Here is a 24,143-nt window from a genome sequence, read left to right as displayed (position 1 = left end):
CCACGGGCCGTCGGCCTGCGGGGCAGTTTTACTGCAGTGTCGCGGTCAGTCGGGCCACGTTGTCGACGTAGCGGGCCAGGATCGGCCGGTTGACCCAGTCTTCCAGCTTCAGTTCACGGGAGATGGACCGGTAGTGGTCCTCGACGGCGTGCATCTGCCGGACCACGTCACGGTCGATCATCATGACGGTCACCTCAAGGTTCAGGGAGAAGCTGCGCATGTCCATGTTGGATGAACCGATGATCGCAACTTCGGAGTCCACAGTGAAGTGCTTGGCGTGCAGCACCATGGGCTTGGGGTAAAGGTAGATCCGCACCCCGGCCTTCATCAGCGCTTCGTAGTAGGACCGCTGGCCGTGGTGGACAAGGAACTGGTCACCCTTTTCAGAGACGAACAGCTCCACAACCACCCCACGCTGGGCGGCGGTGGTGATGGCGTAGAGCAGGGAGTCGTCGGGGACAAAATAGGGGCTGGAGATGGTGATGCATTCCTCCGCCGAGTACAGCAGCGTGTTGAACAGGCGCAGGTTGTTCTCGGTGACAAACCCGGGCCCGCTGGGCACCACCTGGCACAGCGAACCGCCCGAAAACGAATCCCAGTGGTAAGTGGCCAGCTGCGACTCAAGTGACTCTTCGGTTTCTGATGACCAGTCGGTGGCGAACATGACGTTCAAAGTACCGACGATGGGACCTTCAAGACGAGTCATCAGTTCAACCCATTGGCGGCCAATTTTGTGGTTCGCCTTTTTGCGGTAGGACGGTTCGATAATGTTTTGCGAGCCTGTGAAGCCAATCCGCCCGTCGACCACGAGAATTTTTCGGTGGTTGCGCAGGTCCGGCCTGCGCCACTGGCCCTTCACGGGCAGCAGCGGCAGCATGCGCCGCCACTGGATCTGGCTTGCCTTGAGCCGGCGGATCATGCCACGGTAGCCGGGCACCCGCAGGGAGCCAATGTGGTCAAAGAGCACACGCACCCGCACACCGCGTTCGGCCGCAGCTTCCAGTTCCCTGAACAGCCTGTCGGTGCTTTCGTCCGAACTCATGATGTAAAACTCGGCGTTGACATAGTCCTTGGCCCGGCTGACTTCGTCGGCCATGGCGTCCAAGGACTCCTGGTAGCCCTCGATGAGCTGGACTGAATTGCCACCCAGAGCGGGGAAGAAGCCCAGATTTTGGTTTAGTTCCATCGCCGACTTCACCCAGGCAGGGCCCTCATAAGCGTCCACCAGTGAAGCGATGCCTTTGGTGCCCTCGACAATGCGCTGGTTGACAGCGTCCTGGTTCTCCCGCCGCCGCCGGGAGAGCCGAAAATTGCCGAACATGAGAAACAAGACCAGACCGACGTAGGGAAGGAAGAAAATGCACAGCAGCCAAGCCATGGCGGTGGTGGGGCGGCGGTTTCCGGGGATGATGCCGAGCACGGCAATGCGGATGCCCAGGTCCACCAGCATTATGAGCACGGAAACCCATGAATCGGAGGTTGGCAGGCTGAACGCCGTCCAGATCATGCAGGTCTCCTTATGTCAGTATCCACGCAGCAACGGTATCAATGCCGTGTCAGCCGCAATGCCCTGGCAGCGTCATGGCCGCCGGCGTCGCATCGTTCGGCCACCTATTTTCCAGCGCGGGTGACAACATCCTAACCGCACTTGGTGCAGGAGCAGTTGTTCCACTGCCCGACGAGACATGCAGAAGCGGTTAGGTCCCGTCGACCCCAAACGCGGAGAGGTGGAAATTGACTCCTGAGGGGACTTCGACCTGGATGAAGTCTGGAACCGTGCCCGGTTTGGATGAGTCATGCGGAGCAGTCGTGTAACTGTTTATCATGGGCCCTCCGCAGGATCCGCCGGAGGTTTCGGCGAGGTTGGGGTCCGTGTTATTTCCGAGCGTGACCTTGTAGCTGGATTCGCTGTCGCAGATTAACACCACCATCACGGCTTCTTGCGCCTTAGCATTCGAAAGTACGAATTTGTCCGTCTGATTTCCCTTTTCGTTGAGTAGCAACTTGCCCATTTGGGAGGGAGCAGCTGCAAGTTCGGGATACTTCTTCCAAAAGTCGACGACGCTCGTTAGCGGTGAAAAGGGAGAATCGCGGCTCGTCGCGGGGGCTGATGTCGCAAGCGAACTGGACGAGCTGGGTGGCGTGTCGCTCGAAATTTCCTTGGCCGGAGTGCTGCAACCAGCGAGGGCCAATGCTGCCACTAATAGAATCGAGGACGGGACCTTGTGATTCACCATCAGTTAGTCTCGTGCTGCAGGTCACCGGTCGTCACATTGATGGACAAATTTCCTTCTTTCCTTCGGGATGCGCCGCCCGCAGCGGAATGAGAAAATTTCCTCGGCCTTCGAATGGCTTTTTGTCCACGGGCCGGCTGGCTTGGAGTGTCGATCGGTGACGTGAGATCGGACCGTTCGTTTCCTGCTCACGCCACCGACAGGTACTCCGTAGAGTTCCTGCAGAGAGAACAACTCTTGCTGCCGCTCTTCTAACAAGCCTGTCCAGGAATTGGTCCGCACACCAACTTATGGCGCAAAATCTATCCTTATGGACAGTCGCATCCCATCCCTTTGGACAGTCTCGTCAGCCAGACTGGAACGGTTCCGCTTCCGCTTGTACGGAGGTAAAACTCTTTGGAGACTTCCAGTCGCGTCAAGGTCTTGCGCCAAGTTCATTGCCGGGCACAGTCCAGGCCCAGCCCAGGCCCCGATTTTCGACTCTCCTCATGGCCGGCGGGGATGCCGGTCATCGTTCGTAAGGAGATTCCGCACGTGGGTGCCCAGATGCTGATCACTGACATCGACGGGCAACGGTACACAGCGATCGCATCGAACCAGGAACATGGCCAGCTCGCTGATCTGGACGTCAGCCACCGGCTCATGGCACGCTGCGAAGTCCGGATTCGCAACGCAAAAGACAGCGGTTTCGCGAACCTGCCCTTCAAGTCCTTCACCGCCAAGAAGTTGTGGTGCCATGTCGTCATGATGGCCACCGAGGTCATGGCCTGGACCCAGATGATCGGGTTCAAAGATACGAAAGCCAGATGCTGGGAACCAAAGAAGCTCCGGGCCAGGCTCTTTGAAATCGGCGGGAAACTCGCCAAGCGCGCCCGCCAAACAGCCCTGCACCTGGCCGCCACTGCACCAGAGATACAACTGCTGCTTCAACGAGTGAAACGGATCGCGGTGCTATACCCGCCATAGAAGGGTGCCAGCCGACCGTCCGCACTCACCCAGAGAAGCAAAAACCCAGCACCATCGTGACCGGTGTGGAACCAGCCACCGACAACCGCCCCACCGGTCAGCGATCAGAATGTCACATCCGAGTGCCACAATAAGAACCATCAGGCAGCCGGTCAGCCCTGATCCAGCGATATCCCCGCGTCATGAAAGTTAGAGGCGCGATGCCCTCGGATAAGATGCGGAAACTTCGCGCGATTAGTTGATTATTCGGATGATAATCGGCGCTGCATGGATTGCCCGGCGCAGTGGCAATAAGTGCATCGAAGACTTGAGCTCGCTCAGATAGGCTCTCCTCGTCAATACCGACAGTGGTCCTTTTAGGTAGCGGCTATGGAGCAAGTGGTGCCGCTATTAGACCGGCGGAACGATTCCCGCGACGGCTCATGATGACATGGCGGGAACGTCCCGATGGCAGGAGAGTGCCGCGTCAGCATCTGTGGGAACCGGAGGGACGATGCTCCGCCTGACGTCCGACGCTACCCGTGGTCTACGTCCACGCCACGCTGTCGCGCGGGCCGCAATTGCTGGCCGCTGCGGAGTCATCAATATATTTCAAACAGACGCTTCTCCTATTGATGGAGGATGATTTCACATATGAAATAATAAAACAAGTCAAAATAGTAGGTATTTCACTTGACCCCTCCAATTGACCTAGCTAAGGTTGATTTATGGGGAAAATAAAGAGAACCCAAAAGAACATCCAATTGATTACTGTTTCTATTCTATTAGCAACCGGGCTAACGGCCTGCACATCTGAAGCAGGCCCCAATGACACCGGTACTTCCGTGTCGTCAAATTCTTCTGCGAGTGCTGAAAAATCCGCTGTGGCTGAAACTTTGTTCAAATACCAATCCAAACACCTGAGCTCGAATTCATCCTCAATAATATTTGCGCAGAAAACTGGGACTGGATCAGCAGTGGTGCCTCTTGATGCAAAGTCAGGAAAGCCAATTGAGGTGTCGGTGACATTCAATTGCTTTGGAACGGGTTCTGTTAAGATTAAAACGTCAAGTGGTGCCGATGAATTTACTGATGGCAATTGCGTTCCTGAAGAGAATTTAATGCCTGCCCTATATGACGTGAAGTTCAAAACGGCACTGGACCCAGCATCTAGCAACATCAATATTGTCACTAGCGGACAAGTGACATATTTTGTTACGGTCTCGAAGAAGTAGGGAGTATACGGATGAAAAGAATATTCAGCACAACAGCGGCGGTAGTTCTTATTGCTGCTGGAAGCTTTGCGCTACCTGCGGGCGCTCAGGCGGATGACGCGCCAAACGGTGATATTTCGACGCAGAGTCTATGCGATGGTGGCGCCACTTCGGATGTGCGCCAAGGGGGTATAACGCGAGCTTACGTTCCGGGGTCACTACACTTGGGCGGATCCCCAGGTCAGTCTGTCAAAATTACTGCCGGCCAGAGTTCCACCGCCACAGCGACAATCGGAGGTTCTGTAGCCGTCAACTTGGGAAATGCGATTGCGTCGGTCAAGGCTGAGGTGAACGCTTCTGCTTCGGAGGCCAATACAGTCAGCGCTTCTTACGAAGTCTCAGGAGTGATCCCAGACCAAGGTGGTTACATTGAGTTGGGATCGGACGGATATTCCGTGGACTACAACCAAGATTTTGAAAACCACAATTGCGTCACCTCCACACTCCATGGGAATGCCCTAGTGCCCACCAACAATGCATACGGATACGCCAGCTGGACGGGCTTCGTTTAACCGGCTGCGGGACCATCCTGACGGAAATGCTGAAGGCCTCGGGCTTGGCCACTGGGTTGGCCGAGGTTTATGGAATGATCGCCTCGGATCCCACGATCAGCCGCTTGTTCAAGGTCTTGGCCACCGCGCAACCGTCCAAAGTGTTGGTAGCGATCAACAAGGCCCGAGCCGCAGCCGGGGCGCACGTGTGGGAACGGGTAGGTGAAGACTCGCTCCTGCACTGCGCCAGCAGGAAGAACCCCTTAGCCATCGACCTCGACTTCCACCCGCTGTGTTCCTACCTTGACCACGGAATCTTCGGCGCTGGCGAGCCTTTGGCCATCCTGTTGCGGCCCGGCGACGCCGGCTCGAACACGGTCGCCGACCACATCCAGTAGAGTCAAGGACTCCATCAAGCAGTTGCCGAAAGGGTGGCGGTCCGGGCAGAAGATCATGATCCGCACCGATTCTGCCGGTGGCACGCATGGCTTCCTGGACTGGCTCACCGAAAAGCGCCGAGACTTCTCCCACTCCGTCAGATTTACTATCAGTGAGGCTGTTGCCAAGGCGTGCCGCTGATCCCCAAGAAGGCGTGGAACCGGGCCTACGACAGCGACGGCACCGAACGAGACGGCGCCTGGGTTGCCGACATCACCGGCATGCTCGACGTCACACGCCACTCCTGACACGGCCGACGACTACACTTGGCCGTGCATCACACCACAGAAAATCCGCCAAATATCCTGCGGCGCCGACAGCTCCCAAGTGTCGAATTAGTTCACCTTTTCACCAGCTTCTCCTTGATTGCCACTTCACAACTGCAGAAGGAACCGACGCCATGAGCAGCACCGGCAGCCCCCGTCCAACGATCGACGTTTTTGCCCTGGATCCGCACAAACTCACCCGACAGGCGGTCAAGGGCCTGCGCATTGCGTTCGCCGCCAGCGGCGCCGTTGCCGTGGTCCTCGGTCTTGTCCTGCTGCTCTGGCCCACCAAGACCCTTGCCGTTGTGGCAGTCTTCCTTGGCATCAACTTTCTCATTGCCGGCGGGGTGAAGGTCGCGGTGGGCATTTTCAGCCACAGCCTCTCCACCGGCATGCGCATCCTGGACGTCCTATTGGGCCTGCTGGTCATGGTCGCGGGCATCATCGCCCTGCGAAACTCGGTCGCGACCGGCGAGGCGCTGCTGATCTTCACCGTCATCATGATCGGCATCGGTTGGATCTTCGAGGGCATCATCGCCATGGCCGAAGCCGGCAGGGGCCCCACCCGTGTCTGGGCCGTCGTGTTCGGTGCCATCAGCGTCATTGCGGGCATCATGGTGCTGGTGGTCCCCGTGTGGACAGCGCAGTGGCTGCTGCTCATGACGGCCATCATGCTCATCGTGCTGGGCATAGTCGGCCTGGTCCGGGCATTCAGTTTTGGCAAGCAGATGGCGCCGGCCAGCTAAACTCCAAGCATGACAGTTTTGGTATTTTTGGATCCCGCCCACCCCGCAGGCCGCCTGGCCGACGCCGGCTCCCCCACCATTTTGGCCACGGACCAGGGCGTCACGCGGGGGGACGGCATCTTTGAATCCCTCCTCGCCGTCAACGGTGTGCCGCGCAAGATCCAGGCACACCTTGATCGGCTGTCCGTCTCGGCCCGCACCATGGGCCTGGCAATTCCCGCCGCAGAAGTTTGGCACGCTGCAATTACGACGGCGCTCACGGCCTACGCTGCCGCCCCGCCCCGGGATTCCGGTCCGGCAGGCAGCGGCTTCGCGGGAACGTCAGCTTCGACCGGTTCCACAGACCCGGCCGCGGACAGCCAAGCCGTTGTGAAGCTGATTGCCACGCGCGGCCCCGAAGGCGCGAACACCCCCACCGCCTGGGTGCAGGTCTCCCCGGTTTCACCGGCACTGGCCAAACAGCGGGCCAGCGGCCTGGCCGTGATGCTGCTCGAGCGCGGCTACGACAGCGACCTTGCCGCCCGCGCACCGTGGCTGCTGATGGGCGCCAAAACACTGTCCTATGCCGTCAACATGGCCGCCCTGCGCCACGCGCACGAGCACGGCGCCGATGACGTGATCTTCACCAGCGGCGACGAACTCGTGCTGGAGGGGCCGACGTCGTCCGTGCTTTTGGCGCACATTTCCGACGATTCTGGCGCGCCGGTCAAGCGCCTCATCACGCCCCACTTGGACACTGGGATCCTGCCGGGCACCACCCAGGGCGCACTTTTTGCCGCGGCCAAGGCGGCCGGTTGGGAGTTGGGCTACGGCCCGGTCACCCCGGACGACCTGCTCGACGCGGATGCTGTGTGGCTGATCTCCAGCCTGCGGCTGCTGGCCCCGGTGAACACGATCGACGGGCAGGAAATCGGCACAGCGGAAATCCGGGCCGAGTTGACTAGCGAGCTCGCTGCCCTGCTGGCACAGACGCAGTAGCGGCCCGGCGACCACCCAGCTTGTTGCCCAGCACCATGATCAGCGCCGTCATCGCCACAAAGCCCACGGCAATGATGAGGCAGGTCAGCAACACCGCACCGTATCCGCCGTCGGCCGGGTTCAGGAACGGGTAGGCGTACCAGTTGATGGCCGCCCCGCGGATCAGCGAGTAGGCCAGATACACCAGCGGGAAGGCCACCGCAACGCCCAGACGCTTGAGTGGAATGGTGTGCCGGGGCGGGAAGATGAGCCAGTCGGCCACCACCGCCACGGGCATCACGTAGTGCAGCCAGGTGTTGATCCACGGCAGCAGCGCGCCCAGGTCCACGTCGCGCAACAAGGCGCTGAACACGATGCCCACCAGGGCCATGCACACCACCGAGATGCAGCGCAGCAGCGCCCACGCCGGACCAAGGTCCTTCCCGCGCCACGTCAGCACCGACTCCACCACGAGCACGACGGCGGCGAAAATGTTGGACAGGTTGGTGAAGTAGCTGAAGAAGTTCAGCACGCTGAAGCCGTGGCCGATGTGAATGCCCAGCTGGATGCCGACGGCAATGAGCGTCACCGCACCAAAAACGAAGCGGACGGCGGCAAAGGTACGGCGAAGGGTCATGGATTCATACTGCCACGCCCTGCCCGGCAAAATGCGACAGCTGCCAATTATGAACTCCGGCGCCGCACGGGGGGGCAGGCCCTGGGGGTGTTGCCCGACGGGCACGTCAACGGCTCAACCCAAGCCGCGGATACAAGATCTCAAAACCCTTCTCCAAGCCCCCGTTCAGCGCGGCGATCCCATGTCCGCCATTGGGCACCTCAAAGTAGCTGACGTCCATCCCGGCCGCCTTGGCCGCCGCGGAGACTTTTTTGGCCGCTGCCACATATACCGAGTCGTCGGAACCGGCCGTGAAGATCGCTGTGACCCCGCTGTATTGGCGCTTGGCCATAATGTTTATCGGCTTCTGTGCATCGTAGGCAGCCTGGTCGCCATTGAAAACCGTGGCCAGATTTTCGCCAGGGTTCTCTGCACCGGGATATTCCTCACCGGAGATGTCCAGAATATTGCCAAAGACATCGGGGTGTTTTGCACCCAGAGAAATGGCGCACTGGCCGCCATTTGAATAACCTGCAATGGTCCAAAATTTGGGGTGCTGCATGACGTCAAGTTTTTCCTTCACGAAACCCACCACGTCATCCATGATGTAACTTTCAACATTGCCATACGCTTGGCTGTCCAGGCAGAGAGTGTCGTTCTGGTCAGGGCCAATTTGATCGGCAACCACCACAATGGGTGCCAGTCCGTCATGTTCGGCAGCGTATTTGTCCAAGACGGCACCGATGAATTGAGGTTCTGGATTGCCCGGCTGGCCCATCAGCATGATCACAATGGGCAGTGTCGGCGGATCCGCGGTCCTTGCCGCCGGCGGAAGGTAAATCCCAGCCGGCCTGGCGTTGAATCCGGACTTTGTGTTGGGAATTTCATGGATCCCCTGCTGCCCTGTTGCCGGCATGCCGGCCGGTGCCTTCCAGCTCTGCCACAGCGGCACACTTTCATCCGTCTTTTTGTGTTTTCCGTCGTCAGGCAGCACCACGTCATCCCCGGTGGAGATGCCCAGTACCGCAGCAATGGTCTGGTTCAAGCCAATTTCGGCGTTGATGGCGATGCCCGCTGCCAGCACGAAGACGGGAATGGATCCCGCAGCAATCCATTTGCGCCAGCGCGGGCTCTGCCAAAAGTTGACCACCGCCAGCCCCACAGCGGCGCAAGCGGCCACGAACCAGGATTTCATGCTGGTGTTGATGGGAATGTCCACCAGCTGCAAAATATCAATGACGAGCCAGACCACCACCAGGCCAAGCACCGCTCCCGCTGCAACCCCGGCCAATGCCTTCATGGTCCATTTCCTCGACGGTCTCAGGAACAAGATGACAAAGAGAATGCCGGCCACCGCGGCTGCTGAGTAAACAACCGCATCGGTGCTGATGTCGGCAGTCAATATCGCATTCATGGTGTTTGGCTCTTTTCAGTGCGGGTTGACCCCATGCAGCCCCCAGACGATTGTTTCCCGGAGGACCCATCGCCGGCGGACATCTACTTGGCCGGTTCCTTGATGGCCATCTGGCGCAGAAAATCCGCGCTCTGGCGGGCGGACAGTCCCGGCAGGTACGCGGCTGTGATGGCCAGGCCAATGGCAGGCAGGGCGAGCGGGTCCTGGTAGTACATGTAGAGGGTGCGATGTTCCGGCTGGAACCGGGATTTGAAGGCCGCCAGTGATTTGAAGCCGTACATGGGTTCAAGGACATTGCCCAGCATGCCCAGGATCTTCTCGATGACGGACCGCTCGCCGTCGGTGCCGCTGCCACCGGTGCTGGCCAGCGGTGAACCGGACAGCGAGATCATGGGAACCTCCTTCTTGAAGTGGTTTGCGGCGGAAGCTATGAGGAACTCCATGACGCCCTTGAAACCGTCGGTGCGCCGCCTCATGAAGTCCAAGGTCCAACCCGTGATTTCCTGGTTGGTGAACACAGGCAGCCAGCTGGTCACCCCGTGGACCAGTCCGTCGTCGTCAACGGCAACGCAGCACAGCACCTGGTCATCCTTGAGTTCGTCGAGGCCGCCCAGCGTGAATCCCATTTCCGGCAGGGACTTGTCTGACACCCATTCCTCTGAAATCTCCGCCAACTGGGCGCGCACGCCCGGCGGCATGGCCGAGTAGGCGTACCAGTAGTCCTTGATGCCCAGCTTGGCGGCCCGGTTCAGGGCAGTGCGGACGTTTTGCCATTCCTTGCCCTTGAACGTCATTGCCTCGATGTTCAGCAGCGTCTCCTCAGCAACTTCCAGCCGCTCAAAGTGCAGGCCGTCCAATGCGCTGCCCACCTCGGCGGGCGCTGAGTAAAAGCAGGGGATCAGGCCATTCTCCACGCAGTGCTCCACGAAATCCCGTGCGGCCGGAGCTTGCCCGTCCGCGGCGCCAAAGGGCCCGGCGACGGTCAGGGCCACACCATTGTTGACCTGGTAGGCGACGGCGTTTCTCCCGTCCGTGCTGTACCAATACAGGTTGTTTTTCCACAATGCCATCCAGGACAGCGAACCGCCGGCGAGTTGCAGGAGTTCGCGGATGCGTTCCCGGCTGTCCAACCCACCATCAGTGCCGTCGCTGTATTGGCGCAGGTTCCGGGATGCCAGCACGCCAAAAACGAGCCAAATGACAGCGCCGCCAAAACCGTAGGTAAGAACGGTCACGAATCCCTGCGGGAGTACCACCACAAAGGGCAGGGGGAAGGGAATGAGGATGTGCGTGAACTGCCGGAGCAGGTCCAGCAGGCCCAGCCGCCCCAAATTCCCCTCAACAAACCACATCGCCGCAAACACCAGAACCACAGCAACGGCTGTTCCTCCGGTGGCCCACAACAACTTCCTGGCGGTGCCCGGGCCAGGGGCCACCGGGAACTTTCCGCGCTGCAGGACCAGCAGCAGCGCGATGCCGGCGGGCACCGCGGCGGCAGGCAGAATGTAGATGGCCAGGAAACCGGTGTCCGCATCGTCGGGATGGAATTCGGCGGACGCCAAAAATTGTACAAAGACCGCCAGGACCAGCAGCGCCACAAGCCCATTGATCACCACGGCCGTCCACAGTGCCAAACGCCGTCCGCGGCGCAGCCCTTCGGAGCAAAGGAGCAGCAACAGCAGCGGAATGACGGACAGGATCACGGCGCCTGCGCTGCTGACGCCAACAATGGACTGCAGGTTCATGCACGCAGCGTCCGCGTCACACAATTCACTGAGCTCGTCAGCATCCGGGCGCCCCTGCAGCATCAGGGGGCCCACCGTTGACAGGGGACCCACCGAAAATTTGGCAGTAATCTGGGCCAGCAGGGGGCCCACCGCAAACACCCCGACAACTGTGGCCAGCAGGAAGCGGGACTCCCGCAGGGATGGCCGGGTGAACAGCCTGCCGGAGTGCACCCGTTGCCCCGTACCCAGCAGCCGCCCCGCCACTATGCCAAACAAAGCACCAAACAGCAGTTGCAGCGTCTCTGCGGTGCCCACGAAAAGTACAAACATCAACGAGAACGCCACCAGCCAGGTCCGAATGCGGTGGCGCCACAAGTTGTTCAGGGAAGCAGTCGCAGCACCGAGCGCTGCCGCAGCGCCGCCATAAGCGCCCAGGATATAGTTGCCACCGAGGAAGCCAAGCCACGCGTCGTTGCCCGCGGTTCCCAGCACCACCAGCCCCGCAAGCGCCAGCGAGCTGAGCACATGTCCCAACAGGAACATCGATACCGCCCGCCAAGTGCCGACTGTCCGTTCGGCAATGCCAACGCCGATGGCGATGACAAGGAGCAGCACCACCAGGCCCGGCCACGAACCAGCGAAGAAGGCACTCACCAGCAGTGTCCACCAGGTTGCGATCACATCGTCCAGATTGATGCCGACCGCAGACAACACATCTTCCGGCACGCCCCCGGTCAACGCCCCCGTGGCTGCCGTTGCCGCGACGACCAGCAGCAGGAGCGCCGCCGTTGCCGGCGACTTCCGCAAAAACAAGACGACTCCGGATAATTTCGACTTGGATTTGCTGGCAACAGCTGGTTCGGCGGTCATCTCGTGTCCCCTGTCTCGTGGCCGGGATTTTCTGGATCCGTGCACTTATCCAATAAAAGCACAACGCCTGCCCCATAGACAGGCCTGAACTGGCGTTCCCAAAACACTGGCCACAAGCGGAGCAACATGGAAACATGGCTTGTACTCCGCTACGCCCGCACTCCGCGTGCTGCAGCAGAGCTAAGTCCTCCGGCGGATTCCGCCATACAGTTCGCCTGCGCCCTGCTTGCCGGAACCGGCGAAAGGATCCCAATGGCTGCCACCGCACCGTTGACCACCTCGGACATTCGCCGCCTCTTTCTGGAGTATCAGGCCGGATCCGGCCATGCGGTGCTGGAACGGGCCGAGCTGGTTCCCCGCAACGATCCCACCACGCTGTTCACCGGAAGCGGGATGCAGCCGCTGCTGCCCTACCTTTTGGGAGCCGACCATCCGTCGGGTGACAGACTTGCGGACAGCCAGACCTGCCTGCGGTCCCAGGATATGGAGGAAGTTGGCGACAACCGGCACACCACATTCTTTGAAATGCTGGGCAATTGGAGCCTGGGGGCCTACTTCAAGGAAGAGCAGATCCCGGCCTTGTGGCACTTCCTCACCCACGTGGCGGGACTTGACCCCGAACGCATCTTTGTCAGCGTGTTTGACGGGGACCCGGACCGGGACATACCGCGCGACGATGACAGCGCGGACATTTGGGAACGGCTCTTCCTCGCGGCCGGCGTGAGTGCCGACCGGGTGGACCTGCGCACGGAGGAACACGGCAACGCCGTGGGAAACCAAGGCGCACGCATTGCTTTTTATGGCGACAAAAACTGGTGGTCCCGTGGCGGATCCCCGGATGCAACGCCAATCGGTGATCCCTGCGGCCCGGACACGGAGGTCTTCTACTTTTTCCCCGACGTGAAGCATGACACCGCCTACGGCGCCTTTACGCATCAAAATTCCGATGGCGGACAGTTCTTGGAGATCGGCAACTCGGTCTTCATGGAATACCAGCGCAAGCAGGAAGGATTCATCAAGCTGCCCAGACACCAGGTTGACTTTGGCGGCGGGCTGGAAAGGATTGCCGCCGCGGCGATCGACAGTCCCGACGTCTTCAGGACCAGCCTGCTGTGGCCCCTGGTGGCACGGCTGGAAGAGTTGGCGGGCACCTCATATGAAGCACACCAGACAGAGTTGCGCATCATTGCGGACCATGCCCGCGGTGCTATTTTTCTGGCCAATGACGGTGTGCGCCCGAGCAACAAGCAGCAGGGCTATGTCATGCGGCGCTTGCTGCGGCGGGCCATGCGGTTCGCCCACGGGCTGGGCGTGGAAAAGAACTTCCTGGGCACCCTCGTGCCCGTGGTGGTGTCCATGTACGGGGACGCCTACCCCGAATTGGCCGCCCGGCAGCAGGAGATCGAAACCTCGCTCAGCAAGGAGGAGCGCTCCTTCCGCCGCACCCTTGCCAAGGGGCTGCGGGAACTGCGGCGCTTTTCCGCCGAGGGGCAGCTGGGCGGCCAGGCCTTCTTTACCTTGTCGGACACCTACGGATTCCCGGTTGAACTCAGCCATGAAGAAGCCGTTTCCCAGGCCCTGGATGTGTCGCCGGCATGGCGGGACGAGTTTGACCTGCTCATGGCCCAACAACGCGAACGTTCGCAAAAGACCGCCACACTGGGGGTCAAATAGTAGTTGAGTTGTCCGCCAAGGAACTGCTGGCCGGGCCCACGCCGGCAGGTACCCGGCCCCCTTGCTCCCGCGTCATGTTCCGCCACATGGGAGCCCGGGATTTCCCAGCCTCCACGCTTCCTGTGTTAGTTTGCAAGGGAGTAATGAGTGCCAGCGCCAAGCCCTGACTTGCTGGCCGGCAACCCTCTTTCCGGCGGGGTGCCTCGGGTGAATACTCGGCAAACCCAGCTTCCCACGGCTGATGTTTGCAAGCGTGAACCCCCTGCGGCGCCCAAAGCAGGTTCTCCGGCATTGAGAACCGGGCTTGCACCACCGCCACCAGCTCCCGCTTGCAGTCTCGGCCACCTGCACTGAGGAGACACCATGTCCGCGGACGCTTCCCCCCTGGCCTATCGGCTCATCACCGGTCCCGACGACCGCTCGTTTTGTGAGCGCATTTCAACAGCCCTGGCGGAAGGCTATGTTTTGCACGGCGGGCCTGCTGTCACGTTCAACGGCAGCAGCGTCATTTGCGCCCAGGCAGTGATCCTCCCGCAGGCTGTTGCCACCAGCGATGCCGCGGTGGCCACGGCCGTGGATGATCTCGACGCCGAGCTGGAGTTCGACGGCGAGGGCATCGCATGAGCTACGCAGGCGATCTGGCCCCCGCATCGGCGTGGGAGCATGTGGCGGCCGGAGCCGTCCTGCTGGATGTGCGCACCGAGGGTGAATGGGCGCACATCGGCGTCCCCGACACCTCCTCACTGGGCGCCGAACCGGTCTTCATCCAGTGGAACCTGGCCAACGGCACCAACAACCCGCAGTTCCTGGCCGAGCTCCAGGCCGTTGTGCCCACTGACAAGCAGCTGGTGGTGTTGTGCCGTTCCGGCGCGCGCTCCATTGCCGCAGCCGAGGCCGCAACAGCCGCCGGCTACACGGCCTACAACGTCCTTGAAGGCTTCGAAGGCATACAGGACGGCTATGGCGACAGGGTCGTCAACGGCTGGAAAAACCGCAAGCTGCCCTGGCACTGACCCCGCCACAAACAAAGGCGGGCGAACAGCCGGACGCTTGGGCCGCCGTCGTACTTCACCCGCGTGCCAAAAACAGGACACCATCAGCGAAAGCCAAGGGAACAGCAATTGAGCAACTTTAACGAGCACGCAGCCGGCTGGGCCGAAGACACCCAGGCCGTGCGCGGCGGACTTGACCGCAGCCATTTCCAGGAAACCTCCGAAGCCCTCTTTTTAAACTCCGGCTTTGTGTATGAATCCGCCGAAGCCGCCGAGCAGGCATTCACGGGGGAGGTGGACCGCTTTGTGTACTCACGCTACGGGAACCCGTCGGTCGCCACCTTCCAGGAACGGCTGCGGCTGCTGGAGGGCAAGGAGGCGTGCTTTGCGACGGCGTCGGGCATGTCCGCCGTGTTCACCGCGCTGGGTGCCTTGCTGGCTGCCGGGGACAGGGTGGTTGCCTCGCGTTCCTTGTTTGGTTCGTGCTTTGTCATCCTGAACGAACTGCTGCCGCGCTGGGGTGTGGAGACCGTCTTCGTTGACGGGCCCGATCTGGCGCAATGGCGCGAGGCGCTGAGTGTGCCCACCACGGCCGTGTTTTTTGAGTCCCCGTCGAACCCGATGCAGGAAATCATTGACGTGCAGGCGGTGTGCGACCTCGCCCACGCCGCGGGTGCACAGGTGGTGGCTGACAACGTGTTCGCCACACCGCTGCTGCAGCGCTGCGGCGACTTTGGTGCCGACATTGTTGTGTATTCGGGCACCAAGCACATTGACGGGCAGGGGCGGGTGTTGGGCGGCGCCATCCTGGGCTCGAAGGAGTTCATCGAGGGACCCGTCAAGAATCTGATGCGCCATACCGGGCCGGCGCTGTCCGCGTTCAACGCCTGGGTGCTGACCAAGGGGCTGGAAACCATGAACCTGCGCGTGACGCATTCATGCAACAGCGCACTGGCGCTGGGCGAGTTCCTGGAAGCGCAGCCGCAGGTCAGCCGCGTGCTGTACCCGCATCTGCCCTCGCACCCGCAGCATGAGCTGGCCAAAAAACAGATGAAGGCCGGCGGCACGGTGTTGACCTTTGAACTGGCCGAACCTGCCGGCGGCACCACGAAGGACGCGGCGTTTTCCTTGTTGAATGCCCTCCGGATCATCGACATTTCAAACAACCTCGGCGACACAAAGTCGCTCATCACGCACCCGGCCACCACCACACACCGCGCCATGGGGCCCGAGGGCCGGGCGGCCATTGGACTCTCCGACGGTTTCCTGCGCCTGTCCGTGGGATTGGAAGACGTGGAAGATCTCAAGGCCGATCTGGCGGGAGCCCTGGCTGCTATTTAGCGAGCTTGCGCGCCCATGCGGAGAAGCTGGCCACGTCGGCGCCGGACATGATGGCGGCCGGCGGCTCGCTCACGGGGACTACCAGCAGCGCCAGCGCGTCACCGGGGAATGCTGCCATCCATTTGCCCGCCTCGGCGGCCTTGCCGGCAGTTGCCGCCGCATCAACCCCTGCCGCATTGCACAGGAAGACACTCGAGTCGGCCCCGATCGGATCGACGATGCCGACCCGTCCATTGAGCAGCTCCAGAATGTCCGCCTGAAGCATGGTCACGGTGACGTCGCCGGTGCTCAGCTGCACGCAGTGCATCAGCTTGGTGCCCTTGCGTCCGCGCGGCAGGTCCACATCGGTGGCCGTCAGCCCGGCACCCCGCCACGGGATGCCGCCGTCCCTTGGGATGGCAACGGGAGGAAGGGTCGCTGTGGAATCGCGTTTGGTCCAAGAAAACATGCTGCTGAGCCTACGCGGAGTGTGGCCGCCGCGAAAAGGGACGGCGTTTGCGCAATCGGCGGGTGTCCGCGCACCCGCTTTAACCGCGAACGCCGTCCCTTTTCAACGGGGACGGCGGGGCTGCGGGAACAGTCAGTCCTGGAAGTACTCGATCTCGGCACCAATCGTGTTCAGGCGCTCGGCCAGGTCCTCGTAGCCGCGCTCAATGACGTAGATGTTGCGCAGTTCGCTGGTGCCCTTCGCGGCGAGCATGGCCAGCAGAATGCAGGCGGCCGGGCGCAGCGCGGGAGGGCAGCCGATCTCGGCGGCACGCCAGGCCGTGGGACCCTTGATGTCGATGCGGTGCGGATCCAGCAGGCGAACGCCGGCGCCGAGGCGGTTCAGCTCCGTCAGGTAAATGGCGCGGCCCTCATAAACCCAGTCGTGGATGAGCGTGGTGCCCTCCGCGCAGGAGGCGATGACGGCGAAGAACGGCAGGTTGTCGATGTTCAGGCCCGGGAACGGCATGGGGTGGATCTTGTCCGGCGCAGCCTTTAATTCGGAGGGCAGGGTGGTGATGTCCACGAGCCGCGTCTGGCCGTTGCGGGCCATGTATTCGGCGGACTTGAGGTAGCGGAAGCCCATCTGCTCCAGCACCTTCAGCTCAATTTCCATGAACTCGATGGGCACGCGCTTGACCGTCACCTTGGACTTCGTCACGATGCCCGCGGTGATCAGGGACATGGCCTCGATGGGGTCTTCGGAGGGCGCGTATTCAATGTCGACGTCGATGCGGGCCTTGCCGGTGATCGTCAGCGTGGTGGAGCCGACGCCTTCCACCCGGATGCCCAGTCCCTGGAGGTAGAAGCACAGGTCCTGCACCATGTAGTTGGGGCTGGCGTTGCGGATGACGGTTGTGCTTTCGCGGTGCGCGGCGGCCATGATGGCGTTTTCCGTCACGGTGTCGCCGCGTTCCGTCAGCACAAAGGTCCTGTCCACGGTGTCGCTCAACGGCGCCTGCACCTGGTAGAAGCCGTCGTGGGCGTTCACTGTGAGACCAAACTCGCGCAGGGCCTGCATGTGCGGCTCCACGGTGCGCGTGCCGAGGTCGCAGCCGCCGGCGTAGGGGATGCGGTAGGGGTCTTCCTCGTCAAGGAGGGGGCCGAGCAGCATGATGACACTGCGGGTGCGCTTGGCCGCCGCAATGTCCATGGCGGCCAGGTCAAGCACCGCCGGGCGGCGGATCAAGAGGTCGGATTCGTTGAGCCAGGTGCACTCGACGCCGATGGACGTCAGCAGCTCCACGATGCGGTTGACTTCTTCAATGCGGGCCAGCCGGCGCAGGATGGTGGTACCACGGTTCAGCAGGCTCGCGCAGAGCAGCGCCACGCCGGCGTTTTTGCTGGTGTTGACCTCAACGCTGCCGGAAAGTTCGCGCCCGCCGTGCACGCGCAGGTGCGTGACGGCGTTCTTGGCCGCAGCGCCCACGCTGAAGAGGTTGGCTTCCAGCAGCGCTTCCATCCGCTGGATCATCTTCAGGCTCAAGTTTTGTTTGCCTTGTTCCATCCGGGCGACGGCACTTTGGCTTGTTCCCAAGTGGGTGGCCAATTCGCCCTGGGTCCAGCCTTTTTCATTGCGTGCATCTCGCACCAATACGCCAACGGTTTCTGCAGCAACTTGAGTCATAAGACTTTTATATCACAGCATGCATATTTCCTGGCACTTATGTGACCGTTTCGGCATTTTCGCAGGAAATCTCTAAATATTAGCCGTTTCATGCGATAAATTTGATGGGCTAAATAATGGCCGGGCCACTGCTCACTCTAGGGTATCGCGCCCGGGCGGCGCCGCGGGCAACCACGCCGCAGCTTCGGGCCGGAACCCGGGCCCGCGGCTCAGGAGATAGGCTGGCCTGACACGATTTAGGAGACCCCATGGCCCGGAAGTCCACCTCGCAGGATGTTGCCGACCGCGCGGGCGTTTCCCGCAGTGCGGTGAGCTTTGTCCTGAACGGCCGCGCCGACGGCAATATCGCCAAGGACAAGCAGCTGCGGATCCTGGCCGCCGCCAAGGAGCTCAACTACACACCCAACGCCGTGGCCCGGTCGCTGCAAGCCCAGCGCACCCACACCATTGGCGTGGTGACGGACTCGATTGCCGGGGGTCCTTTCGCCGGAAAACTCCTGCAAGGTGCGAGCGCCGCAGCCTTCCATGCCGGATACCTCTTGTTGGTGATTGACACCGAGGGCGAAGACGTTCGTGAAGACAGCGCCTTCAACACCCTGCTCAACCGGCAGGTGGACGCCCTGGTCTTTGCCACCATGAGCCTGCGCGCCCATCATCCCCACTCGACCATGCGCGGTGTACCGGCCGTGCTGGCCAATAGTTTTGACCCGGCCGGCACGTTGCGCTCGATCATTCCCGACGAGGTTGCCGGAGGACGCGCGGCCACCCAAGTCCTGCTCGATGCCGGGCACACCTCCCTTGCCTATCTGTCCGGCACGGGTGAGCTGGTTGCCACCGAACGCCGCACCCAGGGCCTTGACGCCGCCATCGCCGAGGCCGGGCTGCCCGCGGTCGCCGCAGTGGAAACGGGCTGGGAAATCAATGACGGCTTTGCGGCCGCCATGCACCTATTAACGGACGACGCCGGACACTCCCCCAGGCGCGACCGTCCCACCGGCGTTGTGTGCGCCAACGACCGGGTTGCGTTGGGCGTCATGCTCGCCTGCGGACAGCTGGGCCTGCGGGTCCCGGACGACCTGAGCATTGTGGGCTATGACGACGACGAGCCACTCGCCAGAACCACCGTGCCGGGGTTGACCACGGTGGCACTGCCCCACCGCGAAATGGGCGAGCAGGCCATTGAGCTGCTGCTGGCGGACCTGCGCCGCGGGGCAGCGGATGGCCCTGGCGGAACCATTGCCATCCCCTGTCCCGTGGTGATGCGGGGCTCGGTGGCTGCACCGTTCGCATGAGGTGCGCGCGGCAGCTGCTGCCGTCAGCGGGCCGCTGCGGTTAGAGGGCCAGGGCGTGCACCGTGGCCGCCCCGCGAACCTCAAAGTGGGAGGTTGCCGTGGGGTACGCCCGCACGGTTGCGGCCGTACCGCCGTCGGCAAAGACCTCCACGAGCGAGCCGTCCACGAGGATGCGGCCGGCCGGGATGGCCGCAACGACCTGCTCGACGCCGCCATCGACAAAGACCAGTTCCACTGCGCCGCCGGCCACCACATCAAAGGCCCTGGTCGGCACCGGAACGGTGAACGCGGCGGCACCGGATGAGATGACAGCAGCACGCAGGGTGTCCACCTCGGCCACGGGTGCCGAGCGCAACTGCCCGTCGCGGAAGGAAAGCTCGCGCGCATAGGTAAGCACACCGGCCCAGCCCGAGGCGAGGATGTCGGCGTCGTCCCTTGATTTCTCCCAGCTCCAGCCCCACATCAGGGTGCGCGGCTCGGCGCCTGTCCCGGCAACAACCTGGGGGGCGTAGAAGTCCGGGCCGGCATCGATCAGGCCGCCGCCGGTGGGCAGGAATTTCAGCCCGGCGCCGCCTTCGCTGAGCTCGCCGGTCAGGTAGGTGACGCGGTCCTCTGAGTGGTCGTGGTTCCAGAGTGAGAGCATGAGCACCCACTGGCCGTCGACCTCGAACAGCTGCGGGCATTCCCAAATCTGGGCCGGCGCCCAGTCCTGCGCGACACCCGAGCCACCCGTGACGAGCGGACCGAGATACTCCCAATTGGTCATGGTGTGGCAGCGGTAGAGCAGGATGACGGGGGTGCCGTCCTTGTACCCGGCGCCCTGGATGGCGTATTGGCTGCCGTTGAAGGTGAACAGGAAGGGGTCCCGGACGTCGCCGATGGTGGGTTCGTCCGGCATGCCCGCGATGCCTTGGTCGGCCTGGTCCCAGTCGATGAGCGTGCGGTCGGAGATGGCGGTCAACACCAGCGAATCGTGCTCGGTTTCGGCGATGCCCGTGTAGTAGGCGGTGGGCACGTCCCCGTCCAGGGCGATGACGCCGGACCAGGCGCCGACGGCGTCCGGGCCGCCCTTGCTCGGGAACAGGGCGGTGGGCTGCTGCGTCCAGCGGACCAGGTCCGTGGAGGTGGCGTGGCCCCAGTGGACGTTGCCGTGGATGGGCGCGTCCGGGTTGTACTGGAAGAACAGGTGGTGGACGCCGTCAACGTAAATGCAGCCGTTGGGGTCGTTGATCCACCCCTGGTCCGGGCGTCCGTGCAGTGCCGGGAAGGCGGGGTCGATGGTGCTCACAGGTAATGCTCCTTGATGTTCGTGTTGATCTTGCTGGTGGTGTGTTTCGTGGACTGCAGCTGGGCTCACTTGTTGACGCCCGCGGTGAGACCTTCGCGCAGGTAGCGCTGGCCAAACAGGAACACCACGAGGGCGGGGATCATGGACAGCACGACGCCGGCCAGGACGGTGGCAACGGATCCGGTGCCCATGTTGCCTTGGAGCGAGACCAGGCCAAGCGGCATGGTGAAGTTTTCCTCGCTGATGGTCATGATGAGCGGCCGGAAGAACTCGTTCCAGTGGAAGTTGAAGGCAAGGATGCCCACAACGGCCAGTCCCGGCCACGCCAGCGGCAGGTAAACGGAACGGAAGGTGCGCAAGGGGGATGCGCCGTCGATCGCGGCGGCCTCCGCCAGCTCGCCGGGCAGCCCGATGAAGAATTGGCGCATCAGGAAGGTGCCGAACGCCGTCGGAATGGCAGGCAGGATCAGGGCGAGCAGGGTGTCCGAGAGGCCCATGCCGCGGATCAGCATGAACACGGGCACAATGGTCACCTGCATGGGGACCATCATGGTGGCCAGGACCACGCTGAACAACACGCCCTTGCCCCGGAAGTCGATGCGGGCAAAGACATAGCCGGCGAGGGCTGCGGTGAACATCTGGCCCACGGCGATGATGCCCGTGACAAGTGCCGAGTTCCAGATCAACAGCCACATGTTCACCTGCTTGAACACGTCTGCGTAGGAGCCGAGGCTCAGTCCGCCGGAGAACAGGGAGCCGCCGGCGCCGAGGGATTCGGTGGGTGGGCGCAGGGAGGTCATGATGGTCCACACCACGGGGCCCAGCGTCAGGAACGTTGCGACGATGAGGATGGCTGCGCGTCCGGCGGTGCGCCCGGTGACGCGAACCTTCTTGCGGGGCGCGGGGGTGCGGCCCGGTGCGGTACTGCTTTCTTTCACGGAAATGGTCGTCATGGCACGGCTCCTAGTTGTAGTGCACGAAGCGTCGTGAGAGGCGGAATTGGATGGCCGTGACCACCATGATCAGCAGCGTCAGCACAATGCCGATGGCGAAGGCGCGGCCAAAGTCGAGCTGCTTGAAGGCTGTTTCATAGATGACCATGACGGCTGTGCGGGTGGAGTCTCCGGGACCGCCGCGGGTGATGACGTATGGCTGGTCAAAGATTTGCAGGGCGGAGATGATCGCCATGACACTGGCCACCAGCAGCGTGGGGCTGAGCAGGGGCAGCGTGATGTTCTTGAACTGCTTCCACCCCGTGGCCCCGTCGATGGAGGAGGCCTCGTACATTTCGGTGGGAATGGAGCTGAGGCCGCCAATGATGAGCAGGAATGTGAAGCCAAAGTTCTGCCACACGTAAACCAGGATGATGACCACCATGGCCCCGCCCTGCGACGTCAGCCACGGGACTGCGGGGATGCCCACCAGCCCGATGATCTGGTTGACCAGGCCAAAGTTCTGGTTGAACAAGTAGCTCATGATGATGGACACGCTGGAGGCGGACAACACCAGGGGCAGGAAGAACGTGGAGCGGAAGAAGGTGCGCAGCCAGTTTGGCATCTTCGATTGGATGAGCACGGCCAGACCGATCGAGACGCTCAACTGCAGGGCCACTGCCACCGCCACAAAGCCCACAGTGTTCAGGAACGCCCTGCGGATGGTGGGGTCGGCGCCAATGGAGACAAAATTGTCCACGCCCACAAATTCCGGGGCGCTGATGATGTCCCAGCGGAAGAACGCCAGCGTCAGCGAGGCAGCGATCGGAACCAGGGTAAAGACGGCGATGCCAATGATGGTCGGGGCCAGGAAGAGTGCGGCGAGCCGCTTTGCGCCCTTGTCCCGTCCCGGATTCTTGGCGACAGGTGTGCCGGGCGCCTGCCGGGCAGCGGCGCGGGATGCCTTGACTGTGGTGGACATCAGACCCTCCTCATGGCCAGCTCGAGGTCACGCTGGAGCGTGGACATGGCCGGTCGGATGTTGGCTGCGGAACCGGTCACGGCACCCAGGACGTTCTTGATCAAGGCACTTTCAACTGCCGCCTGTTGCGGCGGGGCGGGGATGGGCCCGGAGCTGGGGAACTTGTCCAGCGTGTCGTAAAAGACCTGCCAGTGGGCCGGACCCTTGCCCGAGTACAGGGCTTCGTTCACCATGGAGCGGCGGGTGGGCGTGGTGTTGGGGGTGGGGATGGCCAGTTCCATGGCCTCCTTGGTCGCGCAAAATTTGATCCATTCCCAGGCCTCGTCCTTGCGGGTGGAGGTCTTCATGATGGCGTAGCCTGCTGCACCGAACTGGTGCCGCTGGGTCCGCCATTTGGGGAAGAACTGCACGTCAAAGTCATTTTCGCCCATGCCTGCCTCATGCAGGCCCTCGACCCAATAGCCGCCGGCAGGGGTGGTGCCAATGAGCCCGGAGGCGAACTGTGCCACCAGCTCGTTGCCGCCGCCCTGGGCCGGGCTGGTGCCCAGGCCCTCGGCCACCAGGGTGCGGAGGAATTCAAAGCTCTCGGCAACCCTGGGGTCCTCGGCGTTGGGCTCGAGCCACTGGAAGCCGCCGGAGCGCATCCCGCGGGTTGGGTCGTTGGCATAGAACGAATCCCAGAACCAATTTCCGCCGGTGCTGCGCGTTTCCTTCAGGAAGCTCGTGTCATTGACATACAGCCACGGCACCACTCCACCGAAGAGCCGGTTGGTCCAGTAGTACGGCACAAACTGCTTGCCGCCGGTCTTTTTCATGGCGGTGAGCGAATTGTAGAAGTCATCGTGCGTCCAGTTGTCCGCCGGCCGGGCCAAACCTGCTTTTTGGAAGGCGCCCGTATTCATGTACATGTTGGCGCTGTTGAAATCCAGCGGCAGTTGGAACAGGCTGCCCTGGTACATGAACGCCTCAACCAGCGACGGGTGGACGTCGTCAAAGTAGTCCTGCACCTCCGTGCGGTCCCGCTTGACGAACGCATCCAGCGGTTCGGCCAGCTTTTCGGCAAACAGCTGAGCACCTTCCGTGGCCACCAGCACCACATCGGGCGAGGTGCCGGCAGCAACCATGGTCAGGATCTTCGCGAAGAAGTCCCCCCAGTCGGCGCCCTGGATGGCCTGGATCCGCACCTTGATGTTTGGATGGGCCGCGGAGAATGCCTGCACCAGCTTGGTCCGGCTGGCGGCGTCCTGGGCATTGCCGAGAATGGCAACATTGAGCGACTGCGATCCCCGCCCGGGGATGTCCGCTCCTGTCAGTCTGGGCCAGCTCGCCCCGACGGCACCGACGGCGCCCACACCGAGCAGTCCCATCATGGCCCGTCTTGTTACGTCACTCATGTTGCCTCCTTGCAACTACCTAACTCGTGTTAGGAAGCATGACAGACGAACCTAACACGTGTCAAGCATGAGGCGGGTCACATATTTTGCCGTCATGGAATCATGCCCGGAAACACCATGGCCCGCCCCCGCGCACCTTGCGTGCGCCGGGGCGGGC

General features: G+C 62.1%; 21 protein-coding genes and 1 riboswitch. Of the genes, 10 read left to right on the top strand and 11 right to left on the bottom strand.

Going from position 1 to position 24,143, the window contains the following annotated elements:
• Window positions 1-28 precede the first annotated feature (28 nt).
• Window positions 29-1,507 carry a cardiolipin synthase gene (gene cls, locus ACT3TS_RS10775; protein WP_444531507.1) on the bottom strand — a complete coding sequence of 493 codons (1,479 nt, stop codon included), beginning with the start codon at window positions 1,505-1,507 and terminating at the stop codon, window positions 29-31.
• A 190-nt stretch (window positions 1,508-1,697) separates the two neighbouring features.
• Window positions 1,698-2,237 (bottom strand): hypothetical protein, encoded by a 540-nt coding sequence (locus ACT3TS_RS10770; RefSeq protein ID WP_444531506.1) that lies wholly within the window; start codon window positions 2,235-2,237, stop codon window positions 1,698-1,700.
• A gap of 393 nt (window positions 2,238-2,630) precedes the next feature.
• Here ACT3TS_RS10770 and ACT3TS_RS10765 point away from each other — a divergent pair, with 393 nt between their 5' ends.
• From ACT3TS_RS10765 to ACT3TS_RS10745, 5 genes are all read left to right on the top strand, one after another.
• Window positions 2,631-3,200, top strand: a complete 570-nt coding sequence (locus tag ACT3TS_RS10765; RefSeq protein ID WP_444531505.1) for a transposase — start codon at window positions 2,631-2,633, stop codon at window positions 3,198-3,200.
• A 707-nt stretch (window positions 3,201-3,907) separates the two neighbouring features.
• The gene (locus ACT3TS_RS10760) at window positions 3,908-4,414 is read left to right on the top strand and encodes a hypothetical protein (RefSeq protein ID WP_444531504.1); all 507 of its coding nucleotides are present in this window, start codon (window positions 3,908-3,910) and stop codon (window positions 4,412-4,414) included.
• Window positions 4,415-5,009: 595 nt separating this feature from the next.
• On the top strand, window positions 5,010-5,342 hold the full coding sequence (locus tag ACT3TS_RS10755) for a hypothetical protein (protein ID WP_444531503.1): 333 nt from the start codon (window positions 5,010-5,012) through the stop codon (window positions 5,340-5,342).
• Between the two features lie 440 nt (window positions 5,343-5,782).
• A complete protein-coding gene (locus ACT3TS_RS10750) occupies window positions 5,783-6,394 on the top strand; it encodes an HdeD family acid-resistance protein (RefSeq protein ID WP_444531502.1) in 612 nt (203 codons plus the stop codon).
• A 9-nt stretch (window positions 6,395-6,403) separates the two neighbouring features.
• Window positions 6,404-7,372, top strand: a complete 969-nt coding sequence (locus ACT3TS_RS10745; protein ID WP_444531501.1) for an aminodeoxychorismate lyase — start codon at window positions 6,404-6,406, stop codon at window positions 7,370-7,372.
• Here the strand turns inward: ACT3TS_RS10745 and ACT3TS_RS10740 are convergent.
• The 3 genes from ACT3TS_RS10740 to ACT3TS_RS10730 all read right to left on the bottom strand — a co-directional run bounded on the left by ACT3TS_RS10740 (window position 7,335) and on the right by ACT3TS_RS10730 (window position 11,978).
• The gene (locus tag ACT3TS_RS10740) at window positions 7,335-7,988 is read right to left on the bottom strand and encodes a Pr6Pr family membrane protein (RefSeq protein WP_444531500.1); all 654 of its coding nucleotides are present in this window, start codon (window positions 7,986-7,988) and stop codon (window positions 7,335-7,337) included. The genes ACT3TS_RS10745 and ACT3TS_RS10740 overlap by 38 nt on opposite strands.
• Window positions 7,989-8,094: 106 nt before the next feature.
• Window positions 8,095-9,381 carry an alpha/beta hydrolase gene (locus tag ACT3TS_RS10735; RefSeq protein ID WP_444531499.1) on the bottom strand — a complete coding sequence of 429 codons (1,287 nt, stop codon included), beginning with the start codon at window positions 9,379-9,381 and terminating at the stop codon, window positions 8,095-8,097.
• An 83-nt stretch (window positions 9,382-9,464) separates the two neighbouring features.
• Window positions 9,465-11,978, bottom strand: a complete 2,514-nt coding sequence (locus ACT3TS_RS10730) for a bifunctional lysylphosphatidylglycerol flippase/synthetase MprF (RefSeq protein WP_444531498.1) — start codon at window positions 11,976-11,978, stop codon at window positions 9,465-9,467.
• 252 nt (window positions 11,979-12,230) lie between these two features.
• On the opposite strand from ACT3TS_RS10730, the gene ACT3TS_RS10725 reads away from it, so the two are divergent.
• The 4 genes from ACT3TS_RS10725 to ACT3TS_RS10710 all read left to right on the top strand — a co-directional run bounded on the left by ACT3TS_RS10725 (window position 12,231) and on the right by ACT3TS_RS10710 (window position 15,985).
• Entirely contained in the window at window positions 12,231-13,652 is a 1,422-nt protein-coding gene (locus ACT3TS_RS10725; RefSeq protein WP_444531497.1) for an alanine--tRNA ligase-related protein, read from the top strand.
• A gap of 139 nt (window positions 13,653-13,791) precedes the next feature.
• A riboswitch (SAM riboswitch) is annotated at window positions 13,792-13,912 on the top strand.
• 103 nt (window positions 13,913-14,015) lie between these two features.
• Window positions 14,016-14,276 carry a DUF1737 domain-containing protein gene (locus tag ACT3TS_RS10720; RefSeq protein ID WP_444531496.1) on the top strand — a complete coding sequence of 87 codons (261 nt, stop codon included), beginning with the start codon at window positions 14,016-14,018 and terminating at the stop codon, window positions 14,274-14,276.
• Entirely contained in the window at window positions 14,273-14,665 is a 393-nt protein-coding gene (locus tag ACT3TS_RS10715) for a rhodanese-like domain-containing protein (RefSeq protein ID WP_444531495.1), read from the top strand. The genes ACT3TS_RS10720 and ACT3TS_RS10715 overlap by 4 nt, the downstream gene beginning before the upstream one ends.
• Window positions 14,666-14,773: 108 nt before the next feature.
• On the top strand, window positions 14,774-15,985 hold the full coding sequence (locus tag ACT3TS_RS10710; protein WP_444531494.1) for an O-succinylhomoserine sulfhydrylase: 1,212 nt from the start codon (window positions 14,774-14,776) through the stop codon (window positions 15,983-15,985).
• Here the strand turns inward: ACT3TS_RS10710 and ACT3TS_RS10705 are convergent.
• Together ACT3TS_RS10705 and ACT3TS_RS10700 are read right to left on the bottom strand one after the other, a co-directional pair.
• Window positions 15,978-16,433, bottom strand: a complete 456-nt coding sequence (locus ACT3TS_RS10705) for a hypothetical protein (RefSeq protein WP_444531493.1) — start codon at window positions 16,431-16,433, stop codon at window positions 15,978-15,980. The two genes, ACT3TS_RS10710 and ACT3TS_RS10705, sit on opposite strands and share 8 nt — an antisense overlap.
• 132 nt (window positions 16,434-16,565) lie before the next feature.
• Window positions 16,566-18,098, bottom strand: coding sequence for a UDP-N-acetylglucosamine 1-carboxyvinyltransferase (locus ACT3TS_RS10700; protein ID WP_444531492.1), 1,533 nt, complete (start codon window positions 18,096-18,098; stop codon window positions 16,566-16,568).
• A 248-nt stretch (window positions 18,099-18,346) separates the two neighbouring features.
• On the opposite strand from ACT3TS_RS10700, the gene ACT3TS_RS10695 reads away from it, so the two are divergent.
• Window positions 18,347-19,390 (top strand): LacI family DNA-binding transcriptional regulator, encoded by a 1,044-nt coding sequence (locus ACT3TS_RS10695; protein ID WP_444531491.1) that lies wholly within the window; start codon window positions 18,347-18,349, stop codon window positions 19,388-19,390.
• A 40-nt stretch (window positions 19,391-19,430) separates the two neighbouring features.
• Here the strand turns inward: ACT3TS_RS10695 and ACT3TS_RS10690 are convergent, their stop codons facing one another.
• The 4 genes from ACT3TS_RS10690 to ACT3TS_RS10675 all read right to left on the bottom strand — a co-directional run bounded on the left by ACT3TS_RS10690 (window position 19,431) and on the right by ACT3TS_RS10675 (window position 23,986).
• Entirely contained in the window at window positions 19,431-20,678 is a 1,248-nt protein-coding gene (locus tag ACT3TS_RS10690) for a GH32 C-terminal domain-containing protein (RefSeq protein ID WP_444531490.1), read from the bottom strand.
• Window positions 20,679-20,743: 65 nt separating this feature from the next.
• Entirely contained in the window at window positions 20,744-21,631 is an 888-nt protein-coding gene (locus ACT3TS_RS10685; protein ID WP_444531489.1) for a carbohydrate ABC transporter permease, read from the bottom strand.
• A gap of 10 nt (window positions 21,632-21,641) precedes the next feature.
• Window positions 21,642-22,592: a carbohydrate ABC transporter permease gene (locus ACT3TS_RS10680; protein WP_444531488.1), complete on the bottom strand. Its 951-nt coding sequence runs from the start codon at window positions 22,590-22,592 to the stop codon at window positions 21,642-21,644.
• Window positions 22,592-23,986 (bottom strand): extracellular solute-binding protein, encoded by a 1,395-nt coding sequence (locus ACT3TS_RS10675; RefSeq protein ID WP_444531487.1) that lies wholly within the window; start codon window positions 23,984-23,986, stop codon window positions 22,592-22,594. The genes ACT3TS_RS10680 and ACT3TS_RS10675 overlap by 1 nt, the downstream gene beginning before the upstream one ends.
• Window positions 23,987-24,143 lie beyond the last annotated feature (157 nt).

This window comes from Specibacter sp. AOP5-B1-6 (genome assembly GCF_052376555.1).
Lineage (GTDB): Bacteria > Actinomycetota > Actinomycetes > Actinomycetales > Micrococcaceae > Specibacter.
Note: the sequence above shows the minus strand (reverse complement) of the source record. Positions and strands in the feature narration are given on the sequence as shown.